At 71.5% G+C, this 13,806-nt stretch carries 11 protein-coding genes and 1 pseudogene; 9 read left to right on the forward strand and 3 right to left on the reverse strand.

Annotated features, from left to right (window positions below; translation table 11 throughout):
• Positions 1-1,526, reverse strand: a pseudogene (locus tag ACWGQ1_RS18180) (hypothetical protein); the annotation flags it as partial.
• Between the two features lie 418 nt (positions 1,527-1,944).
• Between ACWGQ1_RS18180 and ACWGQ1_RS18185 the strand changes: the two are divergent.
• From ACWGQ1_RS18185 to ACWGQ1_RS18195, 3 genes are read left to right on the forward strand one after another with little or no spacing between them, the layout of a single operon-like run.
• Complete coding sequence (locus tag ACWGQ1_RS18185) at positions 1,945-2,643, forward strand: response regulator transcription factor (protein ID WP_247982678.1); 699 nt, start codon at positions 1,945-1,947, stop codon at positions 2,641-2,643.
• A gap of 50 nt (positions 2,644-2,693) precedes the next feature.
• Positions 2,694-3,398: a GTP pyrophosphokinase gene (locus ACWGQ1_RS18190; RefSeq protein WP_247638218.1), complete on the forward strand. Its 705-nt coding sequence runs from the start codon at positions 2,694-2,696 to the stop codon at positions 3,396-3,398.
• Between the two features lie 40 nt (positions 3,399-3,438).
• Positions 3,439-3,765, forward strand: coding sequence for a hypothetical protein (locus ACWGQ1_RS18195; protein ID WP_378803261.1), 327 nt, complete (start codon positions 3,439-3,441; stop codon positions 3,763-3,765).
• 97 nt (positions 3,766-3,862) lie between these two features.
• Here ACWGQ1_RS18195 and ACWGQ1_RS18200 read toward each other — a convergent pair whose 3' ends face one another.
• Positions 3,863-5,080: an amidohydrolase gene (locus ACWGQ1_RS18200; RefSeq protein WP_452313509.1), complete on the reverse strand. Its 1,218-nt coding sequence runs from the start codon at positions 5,078-5,080 to the stop codon at positions 3,863-3,865.
• Between the two features lie 20 nt (positions 5,081-5,100).
• Positions 5,101-5,745, reverse strand: coding sequence for a TetR/AcrR family transcriptional regulator (locus ACWGQ1_RS18205; protein ID WP_136045515.1), 645 nt, complete (start codon positions 5,743-5,745; stop codon positions 5,101-5,103).
• Positions 5,746-5,870: 125 nt separating this feature from the next.
• On the opposite strand from ACWGQ1_RS18205, the gene ACWGQ1_RS18210 reads away from it, so the two are divergent.
• The 6 genes from ACWGQ1_RS18210 (at position 5,871) to ACWGQ1_RS18235 (ending at position 13,684) form a co-directional block, all read left to right on the forward strand.
• The gene (locus ACWGQ1_RS18210; protein WP_452313510.1) at positions 5,871-7,532 is read left to right on the forward strand and encodes an ABC transporter substrate-binding protein; all 1,662 of its coding nucleotides are present in this window, start codon (positions 5,871-5,873) and stop codon (positions 7,530-7,532) included.
• Between the two features lie 109 nt (positions 7,533-7,641).
• Positions 7,642-8,466 carry an ABC transporter ATP-binding protein gene (locus tag ACWGQ1_RS18215; protein ID WP_136032764.1) on the forward strand — a complete coding sequence of 275 codons (825 nt, stop codon included), beginning with the start codon at positions 7,642-7,644 and terminating at the stop codon, positions 8,464-8,466.
• Positions 8,463-9,266 (forward strand): ATP-binding cassette domain-containing protein, encoded by an 804-nt coding sequence (locus ACWGQ1_RS18220; protein ID WP_452313511.1) that lies wholly within the window; start codon positions 8,463-8,465, stop codon positions 9,264-9,266. The genes ACWGQ1_RS18215 and ACWGQ1_RS18220 overlap by 4 nt, the downstream gene beginning before the upstream one ends.
• A complete protein-coding gene (locus ACWGQ1_RS18225; protein ID WP_136032768.1) occupies positions 9,263-10,351 on the forward strand; it encodes an ABC transporter permease in 1,089 nt (362 codons plus the stop codon). Before ACWGQ1_RS18220 ends, ACWGQ1_RS18225 begins: the two co-directional genes overlap by 4 nt.
• Before the next feature lies 1 nt (position 10,352).
• The gene (locus ACWGQ1_RS18230; RefSeq protein ID WP_205814343.1) at positions 10,353-11,438 is read left to right on the forward strand and encodes an ABC transporter permease; all 1,086 of its coding nucleotides are present in this window, start codon (positions 10,353-10,355) and stop codon (positions 11,436-11,438) included.
• Positions 11,438-13,684 (forward strand): exo-beta-d-1,3/1,6-glucosidase, encoded by a 2,247-nt coding sequence (locus tag ACWGQ1_RS18235; protein ID WP_452313512.1) that lies wholly within the window; start codon positions 11,438-11,440, stop codon positions 13,682-13,684. The genes ACWGQ1_RS18230 and ACWGQ1_RS18235 overlap by 1 nt, the downstream gene beginning before the upstream one ends.
• Positions 13,685-13,806 lie beyond the last annotated feature (122 nt).

Consider the following 13,806-nt stretch of genomic DNA (forward strand, 5'->3'; position numbering starts at 1 on the left):
GTGGTCGCCGCCTGCAGTGCCGCCGAGGCCTCGCGCAGCACGAGGTCGGGTCGCGGAGAGTGCGGGAGCGCGCGCAGGGCCCCGCGCACCCGGACGAGCACGGGCTCGAGTCCCGCTTCGATCTCGCCCCGTGCGAACCGCCGCTCGCTGGCCGCGATCCGCCGCGCGCCGTCTCTGGCGACGCGCAGACCCTCGTCGGCGTCGGCCAGCAGCACCGCCACGCTCAGCACCCCGCCGATGCGGCGCAGCGCGGCGAGGCTGCGCGGCTCCACGCGCCGACCGGCGGTGCCGCTCACCTCCACCGTCCCGCACGCGCCGCCGGCCGCGAGCAGGGCGACCACCTCCCGCGTCGCGGGATCGAGCGCGCCGGCCTGTCCGCGGGAGTGCTCGGGGCCGGAGGAGGCGATCGCGACCCCGCCGAGGCGGAGCGACCGGCGCAGCGCTTCGGCCAGCACCTCCAGCGACGCGCGGCCGCTGCCGCCGCCCGCCTCCGTGCTCACGGTGCGCAGCAGTGCACGCGGCTCGGCGGAGCGGCCGTACAGCAGCTGGTCGACGGCGCGCTGCACGCCGCGGCGCACGGGCTCCGCGCCGACCGCGATCAGCACGACGGCGACCATGCCCGCGCTCGTGGGCGGCAGTGGCGCGAGCTGCGCGATCGTCGCGGCGACCGCACCGTAGGCGGCCAGCAGGGCGGACACCAGGAGCACTCCGACCGCGAACCGGGCCCGCGCCGGCTCCACGGCGTCGGGGGCGCGGGCGATCGCGGTGAGCACGAACGAGGCCGCAGCGAACAGCACGCACGCGGGCAGCACGGCCGCGGCGAACGCGGTGCCGAGCAGGGAGCCGCCGCCGTCCGTCGCGACCGTGAAGCCGCCCACGCCGCACAGCAGCAGGGCGAAGTGGGCGATCGCGAGCCATACGGCCGCCTCCCGGTCGGGGGAGGAGCGTCGCCGCGCGACCCACAGGATCGTCGCGCCCGACCACAGCGCCAGCGCCAGCCAGACGATCCACAGGGCGGCCGTGAACGGAAGCGGCGTCCCGCGGTCCAGCTCCACGGCGCTCGACACCGCGAGGGCCGTGGACAGTGACGCGCCCGCCGCGAGCAGCGTTCGGGCGTGAAGCAGCACCGCCGCCCCCAGCACCCCGGCGACCGTGAGACCACCGGGCATCCACGCCACGCCCAGCAGGTCGAGCCACAGCCCGCGGTCGACCCCGGCCGCGCGCAGTCCCGCCGCGAGCGTGGCCGCCCCACCGCCCACCCCCGTCGTGGCGAGGGTGAGCGGGAGCAGGGGGCCGCCGCGACCGCCGTGACCGCCGCGGACGGGCAGGAGTGCGGCCGCACCGCCGAACGCCAGGGCGGCGCTGAGCGTGCCGACGGCCTCGATGCCGCCGGACGAGTGCAGGCACAGCAGCGCACCGATCAGCGCGGGACCCCACGACGCCAGCAGGAGCGCAGCCGTCGTCGCCACTCCGAGCACGCGCGAGGGTCCGTGCGCTCGCGCCGTGGGGGCGGCGGCTCCGCTCATCGGCGCTCCTCTCCGAGCCTCAGTGTGCCGGAGGGGGCGCGGCCTGACCAGGGTCGCGGGGCGCCCCGGGGCGGATCTCCCGGGCGGTCGGGACACGGTGCCCTCGGAGCCGGGACGCAGGGACCCCTAGCGTCGGTGGCGGTGGAGGACACCGTGCCGACGCGGGTCGGCAGGAGGAGGGGACCATGCGCGGTCGATCGGGTCGACGAGCGCACGAGGGGACCGGGTCGCGGTCGTCGCAGCGGGATCATGGGGACCGGTGCGGGCGAGGCGACCGCCGGCGGGCCGCGGGCTCGCACGGCGGACCCGGCGGGAGCGGGGGCTGCTCCCGCCGGGTATCCCTCCCCGCACGTCGCCCCCCGGAGCAGCGTGGGCCCGCGGTGGTGCGCCGCGGGGCGGGAGCGCTAGCGTGAGCGGCATGCCAGAGGAGTCCAGCGCGGTGGACGCGGCGGACAGTGCCGTGCGCATCTTCGTGGTGGACGACCACCCGGTCTTCGCCTTCGGCATGTCGAGCTTCCTGGAGTCGATCGAGGGGTTCCGGGTCGTGGGCAGGGCCGGCACCGAAGACGAGGCGGTCGACGGCGTGCTGGCCGCGCAGCCCGACGTGGTGCTCATGGACGTGGACCTCGGGGCGGGCTCCGGCATCGAGGCGACGCGGCGCATCGTGCGGGCGGCCCCCGGCATCGGCGTGCTCATCGTGACGATGCTCGGCGACGACGACTCGGTGTTCGCCGCCCTCCGCGCCGGAGCCAGGGGCTACCTGCTCAAGAGCGCGCTGCCGGACGAGATCGAGCGGGGGCTGCGCGCCGTGGCGTCGGGCGACGTGCTGCTCACGGCCGAGGTGGGGCGCCGCGCGATCGACCTGCTGTCGGGCGCGCGAACGACCGGACCCGTGGTGTTCCCCGAGCTCACGCACCGCGAGCGCGAGGTGCTCGACCTCATCGCCCGCGGCCTCGACAACCAGGCGGTGGCCCGGCGGCTCGTGCTGTCGTCGAAGACCGTGCGCAACTACCTGTCCGGCATCCTCGCGAAGCTCGCGGTGCCCGATCGCAGCGCGCTGATCGTCCGTGCCAGGGAGGCCGGGCTCGGTCGGGACGCGCCGGACGCTCCCGCGTGACCGTGATAATCCACAGCGCTTTCCGATCACGGATCGATAACGTCGATCCCATGAGCGTGATCCCGGTCGACGAAGCCATGATCAGCGAGGCCAAGGAGCTGCGCGATCAGCTGCAGCGCTTCCTGCGCGAGTACGAGTTCGGCATGCGGGAGGTGGAGACGAAGATCTCGATCCTGCGCGACGAGTTCACGCACGACCACGCCTACAACCCGATCGAGCACGTGAAGAGCCGCCTGAAGTCGCCGGACAGCATCGTGGAGAAGCTCGCGCGCAAGGGGATCGACGAGCCCGACTTCGAGCGCATCCGCGCCGAGATCACCGACATCGCCGGGGTGCGGGTCACGTGCAGTTTCGTCGCCGACGTGTACCGGCTGTTCGACCTGCTCACCGCGCAGGACGACGTGACCGTGCGCACCGTGAAGGACTACATCGCGCAGCCGAAGGCGAACGGCTACAAGAGCCTGCACGCGATCATCGAGGTGCCCGTGTTCCTGTCGACCGGCGCGCTCTCGGTGCCGGTGGAGGTGCAGTTCCGCACGATCGCGATGGACTTCTGGGCGAGCCTGGAGCACAAGATCTACTACAAGTTCTCCAACCAGGTGCCCTCGCACCTCGTGCAGAGCCTGACCGACGCGGCGGATGCGGCCGCCGAGCTCGACAGCCGCATGGAGCGCCTGCACCGCGAGGCGCACGGCGTCCCGCGCCGGCAGCTCGCCCCGCCGCCCCCGCCGGCTCCGCGCATCGTGGGCGTGTGACCCGGGCCACCCGTCGCGCCGTGCCGCGGATCGTGGGAGCATGACGGCGATGACCTCCGCCGCCTCGCCCGCCCGCACGTCGCCCGCGACGGACGACCGTCCACACACCGACCCGGCGCTCCTGCCCGACCTTGACGAGGGTCCGCGCTGCGAGTGTCCGCACACCGGGTCCGACACCCCTCACACCGCCGTCGACACCGGTCGCGACGCCCCGGTGTCGTGCGGCAGGGCGGCCGCGTGGCGGGTGACGACCGAGTGCGTCTGCGGTGGCGGGCACCCGCGCCGCGTGGAGCTGCTGTGCACGCGGTGCCTCAATAACCGCAGCAGCCAGCTCGGCCGCGAGCGCGTCACGGTGCGCGGGATCTGATCCGCGGCCACTGATCCGCGTCGCCGTGCGTCGCAGCCCCGCGCGTCGGTGAACGAGCCGCCCCGCTCCGGCGTCGCCCAGCTCGGGTGTCGCCCCGCTACGCGCCCAGGAACTCGCGCGCGGCGGCCGACATCGCCGTGACCCCGACCTCGATCGTGGGGTGGATCTCGGGGGCGAAGAACGGCGAGTGGTTGGTGGGGATGTCCTGCTCCAGGCGGCCGGCGGCGAGGGCCTCGGCGAACCGTGCGGGATCCACGCCACCCCAGAACCAGAACACGAGCGGCACGCCCGCGTCCCGCGCGAACCAGGAGACGTCCTCGCTGCCGGTGAACATGCCGGGGTCGATCACGGCGGTCTCGCCGAGCGCACGCTGGAGTGCCGTCGTCACGCGCTCGGTCGCCTCCTCGTCGTTGATCGTGGCGGGCAGGGTGTGGTCGGTGCGGATCTCGGGCTCCCGCTCGGCGCCGGATGCGGTGGCCTCGGCGCGCACGATGCGCTCCACGCTCGCGAGCACCTTCTCGCGCACCTGGTCGTTCGGGTAGCGGAGGCTGAGCTCGAGCTTCGCCTCGGCCGGGATGATGTTGTTCTTGAGGCCGGCGTGGATCGATCCGACCGTGACCACGGCCACCCCCTGCGGGTCGATCTCGCGCGACACGATGGTCTGCAGGCGCATCACGGTGGCGGCCGCCATCACGACGGGGTCGATCGTGGCGTGCGGCCGGGAGCCGTGGCCGCCGCGGCCGTGGAGGGTGACGGTGAGGCCGTCCGACGCGGCCATCTGCGTACCGCTGCGCACCCCGATCACGCCCGCGGGGAGCGGGGTCACGTGCTGGCCGAGCACCACGTCGGGCTTCGGGTACCGGGAGAGCAGGCCGTCGTCGAGCATGGCCCTGGCGCCGGCACCGTATTCCTCCGCGGGCTGGATGAGCACCACGAGCGTGCCCGACCAGTCCTCGCGCTCCGCCACGAGCTTCTCGACCGCGCCGATCATCGCGGTCACGTGCATGTCGTGGCCGCACGCGTGCATGACGGGCACGGTGGTGCCGGACGGGTCGACGCCCTTGGCGGTGCTCGCGTACGCGCGGCCGGTCTGCTCCTCCACGGGCAGGGCGTCCATGTCGGCGCGCACCCACACCACGGGGCCGTCGCCGTTGCGCAGCACGCCGACGACGCCGGTCACGCCGACGCCCTCCTCCACGACGAGCCCGAGGTCACGCAGGTGCTGGGCGGCGATGCCCGCGGTGCGCGTCTCCTGGAACGAGAGCTCGGGGTGCTGATGGAGGTCGATGTAGAGCGCTTCGAGATCGATGGCCATGGGCCGAGCCTAGCCCGGGGTCAGGGCCGGGCGTAGGACTCGAGTTCCGGCCCGGGGTGGAGCACGCCGTTCACGATCGCGCGGATCGCGAAGGCGCTGGCGTCGGCCAGGTCGACCGCGTCCGGGTGCAGCAGCCACTGCAGCTGCAGGCCGTCCATCACGGCGAGGATCGCGGCCGACGCCGCCGCGATCGTGTCGGGCTCGGTCACGCCCTCCTGCGCGCAGAGCTCGCCGAAGGCGGCGGCGACCTCGCGGCGGAGGGTCGTGTAGCGGTCCTCGAAGTAGGGGCGGGAGGGGTGGTCGTCGGTCACCGATTCCGCCGAGAGCACGGTGTACGCCTGCACGATGCCTGGGCGCTTCTCGTTCGTGAGGGCCGTGCGAACGAGGTGCAGGAACAGCTCGGGACCGTCGGGGATGTGCTTCTGGGCGAGCCCGGCGACGTCGTCCTGGTCGCGGTAGGCCAGCACCTCGAGCAGCAGCTTCTGCTTCGAGCCGAAGTGGTGCAGCACCCCGGCGTGCGTGATGCCGACCTGCTCGGCGACGTCGGCGAGGGTGCCGTTGGTCGAGCCCTTGTTGCCGAAGATCTCGATGGCCGCCTTGAGGATCTGCTCGCGCTTCTCCCGCGTCGCCGGGCGCACCCGCACGGCGTGATCGCTCTCCGACATGCGTCGTCCTCTCCTCAACCGGCCCCGCTTGCCAACCAACTTACTCCTCGGTAACCTCACCTCAGCTTACTTTCTCGACAGTAAGCAAACCGCCGCCGCACAACGACCGTGCCCAAGGAGAAGCAATGAAGCTCAGAACGTCTCTGATCGCCGCCACCGCGATCACCGCACTCGGGGTCTCGGCCCTCACCGGATGCTCGTCCGGAGGGTCGGACGACGCCGCAGCCGGCGGCGCCGCCCTCACCATCGCCAAGCCGGACGGCGCCATCACCACCGAGTCGAACAACCCGTTCGTCGGCGACTCCGCCGCGTCGAAGTACGGCTACGCCAAGGTCGTGTTCGAGACCCTGGCCCTGGTGAACCAGACGGGAGACCGAGGAACCACGCCGTGGCTCGCCGAGAGCCTCGAGTGGAACGACGACTACACGCAGCTCACGGTCGTCCCCCGCGACGGCGTCACCTGGAGCGACGGCGAGCCGTTCACCGCCGACGACATCGTCTTCTCCTTCGAGACCGCCTCGATCCCCGCGCTCGACACCGCCGGCCTCAAGTACGAGGGAGCCGAGGTCGACGGCGACACGGTCGTGCTGAGCTTCGGCGACTCCAAGTACGTCAACCAGGCGCGCGTGCTGCACGTGCCCATCGTCCCCAAGCACATCTGGGAGAAGTTCGACGACCCCGCCACCGACCCCGTCAAGGGCGACGACCTCGTCGGCACCGGCCCCTACGCGATGGCCAACTGGTCGACCGAGTCGGTCACGCTCGACGCCCGCGACGACTACTGGGGCGGCGACCTCGCCGTGCCCGAGCTGCACTACGTCTCCTACGGCGACAACACCGCCCTCACCACGGCTCTCGCCAATGGCGACGCCGACTGGGCCCAGGCGTTCATCCCGCAGATCGAGGAGCAGTTCCTCTCGGCCGACCCCGAGCACAACCAGTTCCTCGCCTCCCCGACCACCGGCTCCGCCACGCTGTTCATGAACCTGCAGCAGAAGCCGTTCGACGACCCGGCCTTCCGGCAGGCGCTCGCCTGGGTGATCGACCGCGACGCCTACGTCGACATCGCCCGCGAAGGCGCCAGTGAGCCCGTCTGGTCGGTCACCGGCCTGTCGTCGATCCTCGAGGACGAGATCCAGCCCGAGTTCCAGGGCGTGGACTACAAGGTCGACGCCGATAAGGCGCGCGACCTGCTCGAGACCGCCGGGTACACCTGGAAGGACGACGCCCTGATCGACCCGGACGGCACGCCCGTGTCGTTCACGCTCTCCGTCCCGTCCGGCTGGAGCGACTGGAACACCGCACAGGAGCTCATCGCCGAAGACGTGAAGGACGGCATCGGCGCCGAGGTCAAGATCGACATGCCCGACTGGGGCGGCTGGGCCGACCCCCGCGACAACGGCACCTTCTCCGCGATCATCCACTGGCTGGAGGACAGCGGCACCGCCTACGGGCTGTACACCTCGACCATGGACCCGCGGTGGATCTCCCCCGAGGGCAAGGCCGGCTTCAACTTCGGCCGCTTCGACGACCCCGCGGCGACGACGGCGCTGAACACGTACGCGAACGCTTCGTCCGACGAGGAGCGCACCGCCGCGATCGACACGCTGCAGACGATCTTCTCGGAGCAGGTGCCGGCCATCCCGCTGGGCGCCCACCCGCTGCTGGGCGAGTTCAACACGCGCAACTACGTCGGCTGGCCGTCGGAGACCGACACGTACGCGTCGGCCGACCCCACGCAGCCGAACATCGTGCAGATCCTCACGAAGCTGAAGCCCGCCGAGTAGACACGTCGTCTCGCTCCGACCGCTCAGGGACCGGTTCGCCCTCGGCGACCGGTTCCTGAGCGAGAAGCGGAGCGACGAGACGACGGACGCCTCCCACGAAGGACACCCCATGCCAGACCCCCTGCTCACCGTGCGCGACTTCTCGGTCGTGTACGACGTCGATCCGCCCGTCGCGGCGGTGAAGGACGTGACCCTCGAACTCCAGCGCGGCGAGATCCTCGGGCTCGCCGGGGAGAGCGGCTGCGGCAAGACCACGCTCGCCTACGGTGTGCAGCGCCTGCTGCGTGCTCCCGCCGTCATCACCGGAGGCAGTGTGACCTTCCACGATGCCTCCGGAGCGGACATCGACATCAACGCGCTCGACGTCGACGCGATGCAGCGATTCCGCTGGGACAAGGTGTCGATGGTGTTCCAGGGCGCGATGAACGCCCTCAACCCGGTCGCCACGGTCGGCTCGCAACTGGAGGACGTGTTCGAGATCCACCGTCCCGACATGAACCGCCGCCAGCGCAGGGCCGAGGCGGAGGAGCTGCTCGAGATCGTGAAGGTCGGCCGCCAGCGCCACCGGTCCTTCCCGCACGAGCTGTCGGGCGGCATGCGCCAGCGCGTGATGATCGCGATGGCGCTCGCCCTGCGTCCGCAGCTGATGGTGATGGACGAGCCCACCACGGCGCTCGACGTGCTGGTGCAGCGCGAGATCCTGAAGCAGATCTCGCAGCTGCGGCGCGAGTTCGGGTTCTCGGTCGTCTTCATCACCCACGACCTGCCGCTGCTGCTCGAGATCAGCGACCGCATCGCGATCATGCGCGAGGGCGAGATCGTCGAGCTCGACACGGCCGAGCGCATCTGGAACGCGCCGCAGCACGAGTACACGCGGCGGCTGCTGTCGTCGTTCCCCCGGCTGACCGGCGAGAGAGGGGTGCTGGTGCGATGACCACGCTCGAGTTCCGACACGTCACCAAGAACTACACCGTGCGCGGCGCCGGCCAGATCAAGGCCCTCGACGACGTGAGCTTCACCCTCGAGTCCGGACGCACGATCGGACTCGTCGGGCAGTCCGGCAGCGGCAAGTCCACGATCGCGAAGATCCTCACCCAGCTCGAGACCCCCACCAGCGGGGAGGTGCTGCTCGACGGCACCCCGATCCCGCGGCGCGGCAGGGGGCTGCGGAGCTACCGCCAGCAGCTGCGCATGGTGTTCCAGGATCCGTTCGCCTCGCTCAACCCCTCCCACTCCATCCGCTACCACCTGGAGCGGCCCATCCGCCTCGACGACGTCGTGCCGAAGAAGGACACCGACGCCGAGGTGCGGCGCCTGCTCGCGCGCGTGCGGCTCGACGCCGACGCCGTGATCGACCGCCGCCCGCACGAACTGTCGGGCGGCCAGCGGCAGCGTGTGGCCATCGCCCGCGCCCTCGCCTCCCGCCCGTCGCTGCTCGTGGCGGACGAGCCCGTGTCGATGCTCGACGTGTCGATCCGTCTCGGCGTGCTGAGCCTGCTCGCCGAGCTGCAGCGTGACGAGGGACTCGGCGTGCTCTACATCACGCACGACCTGGCCACCGCCCGCCACTTCAGCGACGAGATCATGGTGCTCAACCAGGGCCGCGTGGTCGAGTACGGCACCGCCGACGACGTCATCTTGAACCCGCAGAACCCCTACACCCGCGAGCTGCGCGCCGCCTCTCCCGACCCGGAGAAGCACTTCGCCGCCACCACGAACGGAGGTGCGCGGTGAGTACCGCCTTCCCCCAGCTGGACGACAACGACCTCGTCGCGCGCGACGCCCTCGAGGTCGGCACCACCGCGACGGCGGTCGACCGTGGCCGGCGTCGCGTGCCGTGGCGCTTCTTCGCCGGGCGCGCGGGCTTCTACCTCTTCACCCTGTGGGCGGCGATCACGATCAACTTCTTCCTGCCCCGGCTCATGAAGGGCGACGCGGTGAGCTCGTACCTCGCGCGCAACCCCAACGTGAGCCCGGAGGCCGCCGACGCCCTGCGCATCCTGCTCGGCATCGACTCCGACAAATCGGTGTGGCAGCAGTACGTCGAGTACTGGGGCATGCTGCTGCGCGGCGACCTGGGCATCTCCACGCTGCACGGTTTGCGTCCGGTCGCCGAGGTGCTCGCCTCCGCCCTCCCGTGGACGCTCGGGCTGGTCGGCATCGCGACGATCATCTCGTTCGCGATCGGCACGGTCGCCGGGGCCATCGTGGGGTGGAAGCGCGGCAGCAAGCTCGACGCGATCATCCCGGTGACCACCTTCTTCAACACGATCCCGTATTTCTGGCTCGGGCTCATCGCGATCGCCGTCTTCTCGTCGACGCTCAAGTGGTTCCCGTCGTCGCACGCCTACGACAAGGGGCAGTCGCCGGAGTGGAGCCTGGACTTCATCGGGCAGGTGATCATGCACGGCACCCTGCCCGCGCTCACCATCGTGGTGGCCTCGCTGGGCGGCTGGGTGCTCGGCATGCGCAACATGATGCTGACCGTGCTCGACGACGACTACATCACGGTCGCGCAGGCGAAGGGCATGCCGAACCGGCGCGTGCTGTGGGCCTACGCCGCCCGCAACGCCGTGCTCCCGCAGATCCAGAGCTTCGCGCTGTCGATCGGCTTCATCGTGGGCGGCACCATCGTCATGGAGATGGTGTTCAGCTATCCCGGTGTCGGCAAGCTGCTGCTCGACGCCACCAACGCCAAGGACTTCGCGCTCATGCAGGGCGTGTTCCTGGTGATCACGCTGTCGGTGCTCGTGGCCAACATCCTCGCCGACGTGGTCTACGCCTACCTCGACCCGCGCACCCGCCAGACGGAGGCCTGACATGACCGTTCCCACCACCGCCGCAGGCACCGCCCCCGACGGCTCGCCGGTCGCCTCGGGCATGCCGGAGACCGCGACGCTGCGCACCGCGCCGTCGGGTGACCCGCACCGCGCGACGTTCCGGTCGCAGCTCGGCCAGGCGTTCGCGATGTTCCGCAACCCGAAGTCCCTGGCCGGGCTGATCATCCTCGGGATCTTCGTGCTCGTCGCGATCCTGGCCCCGTGGATCGCCCCATACGGACCCACCCAGAAGGACCGCACCGCGCTCCGCCAGCCGCCGTCGTGGGAGCACTGGCTCGGGACGACGCACATGGGGGAGGACGTGCTGAGCCAGATCATCTACGGCACGCGCGGGGTGATCGTCGTCGGCTTCCTCGCCGCGTTCATCGCCACCATCATCGCCATCACGGTCGGCGTGATCGCCGGGTACGTGCGCGGCTGGAAGAGCGAGTCGCTGTCGGCGCTGACGAACGTCTTCCTCGTGATCCCCGGCATCCCGCTGATCATCATCATCGCGTCGCAGTTCGACAACCCGCCGCTGATCGTGATCGCCGCCGTGCTCGGGCTCACCGGGTGGGCGTGGGGTGCGCGCGTGCTGCGGGCGCAGACCATGTCGCTGCGCAACCGCGACTTCATCCAGGCCGCCCGCGCCAACGGCGAGCCGCTGCGCCGCATCATCACGGTCGAGATGCTGCCGAACCTGATGGCGCTCATCGCGTCGAGCTTCGTCGGCACCGTGACCGCCGCGATCCTCGGCCTCACGACGCTCGCGTTCATCGGGGTGATCCCGGTGAGCAACCTCAACTGGGGCACGATCCTGTTCTGGGCGCAGCAGAACGGCGCCTTCCCCCGGTTGTGGTGGTGGTACGTGCCCGCGGGGCTCTGCATCGCCATCATCGGCGTGGCCCTGTCGCTGATCAACTTCGGGATCGACGAGTATGTGAACCCGCGGCTGCGTTCCGCCGGAGAGCGCGCACGGGCCATGAAGAAGAAGGGGCTCGACGTGAACGCGCCGGTCACGGCCGTGCGCTCCGTCCCCCTGCCGACGACCGACACCACCGATACGACGACACAGAACACGAAGTGATGACCTCTCTGCTCCCGACGACCACCCTTCCGTACCAGAACCCCTCCCTGCCGATCCCCGAGCGCGTCGCCGACCTCCTCTCCCGCATGAGCGTGGAGGAGAAGGTCGGGCAGATGCTGCAGCTCGACGCCCGCGACGATCTCGACGACCACGTGCTGCGGCGTCACGTCGGCTCGATCCTGCACACGTCTCCCGAGCGCATCGTGCGGGCGAACGAGCTCACGGCGCAGACCCGCCTGCGCATCCCCCTGCTCGTGGGCGAGGACTGCATCCACGGCCACTCGTTCTGGCCGGGTGCGACGATCTACCCCACCCAGCTGGGCATGGCCGCGACGTGGGACGCCGGGCTGCTGGAGCGCGTCGCGCGGGCCACCGCGGAGGAGGTCGCGGTCACCGGCATCCACTGGACCTTCTCGCCGGTGCTGTGCATCGCGCGCGACCTGCGGTGGGGCCGGATCAACGAGACGTTCGGCGAGGACCCGTTCCTGATCGGCGAGCTCGCGAGCGCCATGGTGCGCGGCTACCAGGGCGACGGGCTCGACGACCCGACCGCGATCCTCGCGACCGCCAAGCACTTCGCGGGGTACTCCGAGACGCAGGGCGGACGGGATGCGAGCGAGGCCGACATCTCGCGCCGCAAGCTGCGCTCCTGGTTCCTGCCGCCGTTCGAGCGCGTGGCCCGCGAGGGCTGCCGCACGTTCATGCTCGGCTACCAGACCACCGACGGCGTGCCGATCACCCTGAACGACTGGCTGCTCAGCGACGTGCTGCGCGACGAGTGGGGCTACACCGGCACCCTCATCACCGACTGGGACAACGTCGGGCGCATGGTGTGGGAGCAGCGCATCCAGCCCGACCTGACCCAGGCGGCCGCGGCCGCGGTGCGCGCGGGCAACGACATGGTCATGACCACGCCCGGGTTCTTCGAGGGTGCGCTCGACGCGGTGGCGCAGGGGCTGCTGCCCGACGACGCGTTCGACGACGCGGTCGCCCGCATCCTCACGCTCAAGTTCGAGCTCGGGCTGTTCGAGAATCCGCGACTGCCGCGCGCAGACCTGTCGTCCGTGGTGGGCAGCGCCGCGCACGCCGAGCTGAACCTGGAGACGGCGCGACGCTCCCTCGTGCTGCTGGAGAACGACGGCGTGCTGCCGCTCGACCCCGCGGCCCCGCTGCGCATCGCCGTGACGGGACCCCTGGCCGACGACGCACAGACGCAGCTGGGCGACTGGGCGGGAGGTTCGGGTCAGGCGGGGTGGCTCGACGGGCAGCCGCGCGACATGATCACGACCGTGCTCGACGGGCTGCGCGCGGTGGACGGCTGGCGCGTGACGCACACGCGCGGCGCCGACATCCTCACCCTCGAGGACGACCCCCGGGGCACGCACTTCCCCGACAAGCAGCCGCGGCCGCCGGTCGTGCGGCCGTGCGCGCCCGACGCGGCCATGATCGCGGAGGCCGTGGCCGACGCCGAGGCCGCCGACGTCGTGGTCGCGGTGGTCGGCGACCGGATCGAGCTCGTGGGCGAGGGCCGCTCGACGGCCACGCTCGAGCTCATCGGCGGCCAGAACGCGCTGCTGGACGCGCTGATCGACACCGGCACACCGGTCGTGATCGTGCTGCTCGCGTCCAAGCCGCTCGTGCTCCCGGCGTCGGCGCAGCGCGCGGCGGCCGTGATCTGGGCGGCCAACCCCGGGATGCAGGGTGGTCGCGCGCTCGCCGAGGTCATGGCGGGCCTGGTCGAGCCGTCCGGCCGACTGCCGATCTCGTTCGCGCGCCACGTGGGACAGCAGCCGACCTACTACAACCAGATCCGCGGACAGCACGGCGACCGGTACGCCGACCTCACGCAGTCGCCCGCCTGGGCGTTCGGCGAGGGGCGCTCGTACACCACGGTCGAGTACTCCGACCTGGAGCTGGAGGCGGAGGCTCTCACGGCGGACGACACGGTCGTGGGCCACGTGACGGTGACGAACACGGGAGCCCGGCCCGCGCGCGAGACCGTGCAGGTGTATGTGCGCGACGAGGTCACGAGCGTGAGCTGGACCGATCGGGAGCTCAAGGCGTATCGCCAGGTCGACGTGTCGCCGGGGGAGTCCGTGCGGGTGCGGGTGGAGGTGCCGGCGGCCGAGTGCACGATCGTCGATGCGGCGGGGGTGCGCCGGGTGGAGCCCGGCGCGTTCACGCTGCTGGTCGGCCCGAGCTCGCGCGAGGAGGTGCTGCTGGCGGCGGGGTTCCGCATCGGCTGAGGCGGTGGGGCGGAGGGTGGACGGACGAGTTCGCTCGATTTGAGCTCAAGCGCGCTTGAGGTCTTACGGTGGAAGGGTGACCCGGAAGTTCCCCGCATGACCATCGACCCCCCCCCCCACCC

This window comes from Microbacterium sp. NPDC055599 (assembly GCF_053618975.1).

What these genes read in the sequence shown, in the direction of transcription:
- ACWGQ1_RS18230 (WP_205814343.1), top strand. Translation starts at nt 10,353, where the DNA reads ATGACCGTTCCCACCACCGCCGCAGGCACCGCCCCCGACGGCTCGCCG.
- ACWGQ1_RS18195 (WP_378803261.1), top strand. Translation starts at nt 3,439, where the DNA reads ATGACGGCGATGACCTCCGCCGCCTCGCCCGCCCGCACGTCGCCCGCG.
- ACWGQ1_RS18205 (WP_136045515.1), bottom strand. Translation starts at nt 5,745, where the DNA reads ATGTCGGAGAGCGATCACGCCGTGCGGGTGCGCCCGGCGACGCGGGAG.
- ACWGQ1_RS18210 (WP_452313510.1), top strand. Translation starts at nt 5,871, where the DNA reads ATGAAGCTCAGAACGTCTCTGATCGCCGCCACCGCGATCACCGCACTC.
- ACWGQ1_RS18200 (WP_452313509.1), bottom strand. Translation starts at nt 5,080, where the DNA reads ATGGCCATCGATCTCGAAGCGCTCTACATCGACCTCCATCAGCACCCC.
- ACWGQ1_RS18220 (WP_452313511.1), top strand. Translation starts at nt 8,463, where the DNA reads ATGACCACGCTCGAGTTCCGACACGTCACCAAGAACTACACCGTGCGC.
- ACWGQ1_RS18235 (WP_452313512.1), top strand. Translation starts at nt 11,438, where the DNA reads ATGACCTCTCTGCTCCCGACGACCACCCTTCCGTACCAGAACCCCTCC.
- ACWGQ1_RS18185 (WP_247982678.1), top strand. Translation starts at nt 1,945, where the DNA reads ATGCCAGAGGAGTCCAGCGCGGTGGACGCGGCGGACAGTGCCGTGCGC.
- ACWGQ1_RS18215 (WP_136032764.1), top strand. Translation starts at nt 7,642, where the DNA reads ATGCCAGACCCCCTGCTCACCGTGCGCGACTTCTCGGTCGTGTACGAC.
- ACWGQ1_RS18190 (WP_247638218.1), top strand. Translation starts at nt 2,694, where the DNA reads ATGAGCGTGATCCCGGTCGACGAAGCCATGATCAGCGAGGCCAAGGAG.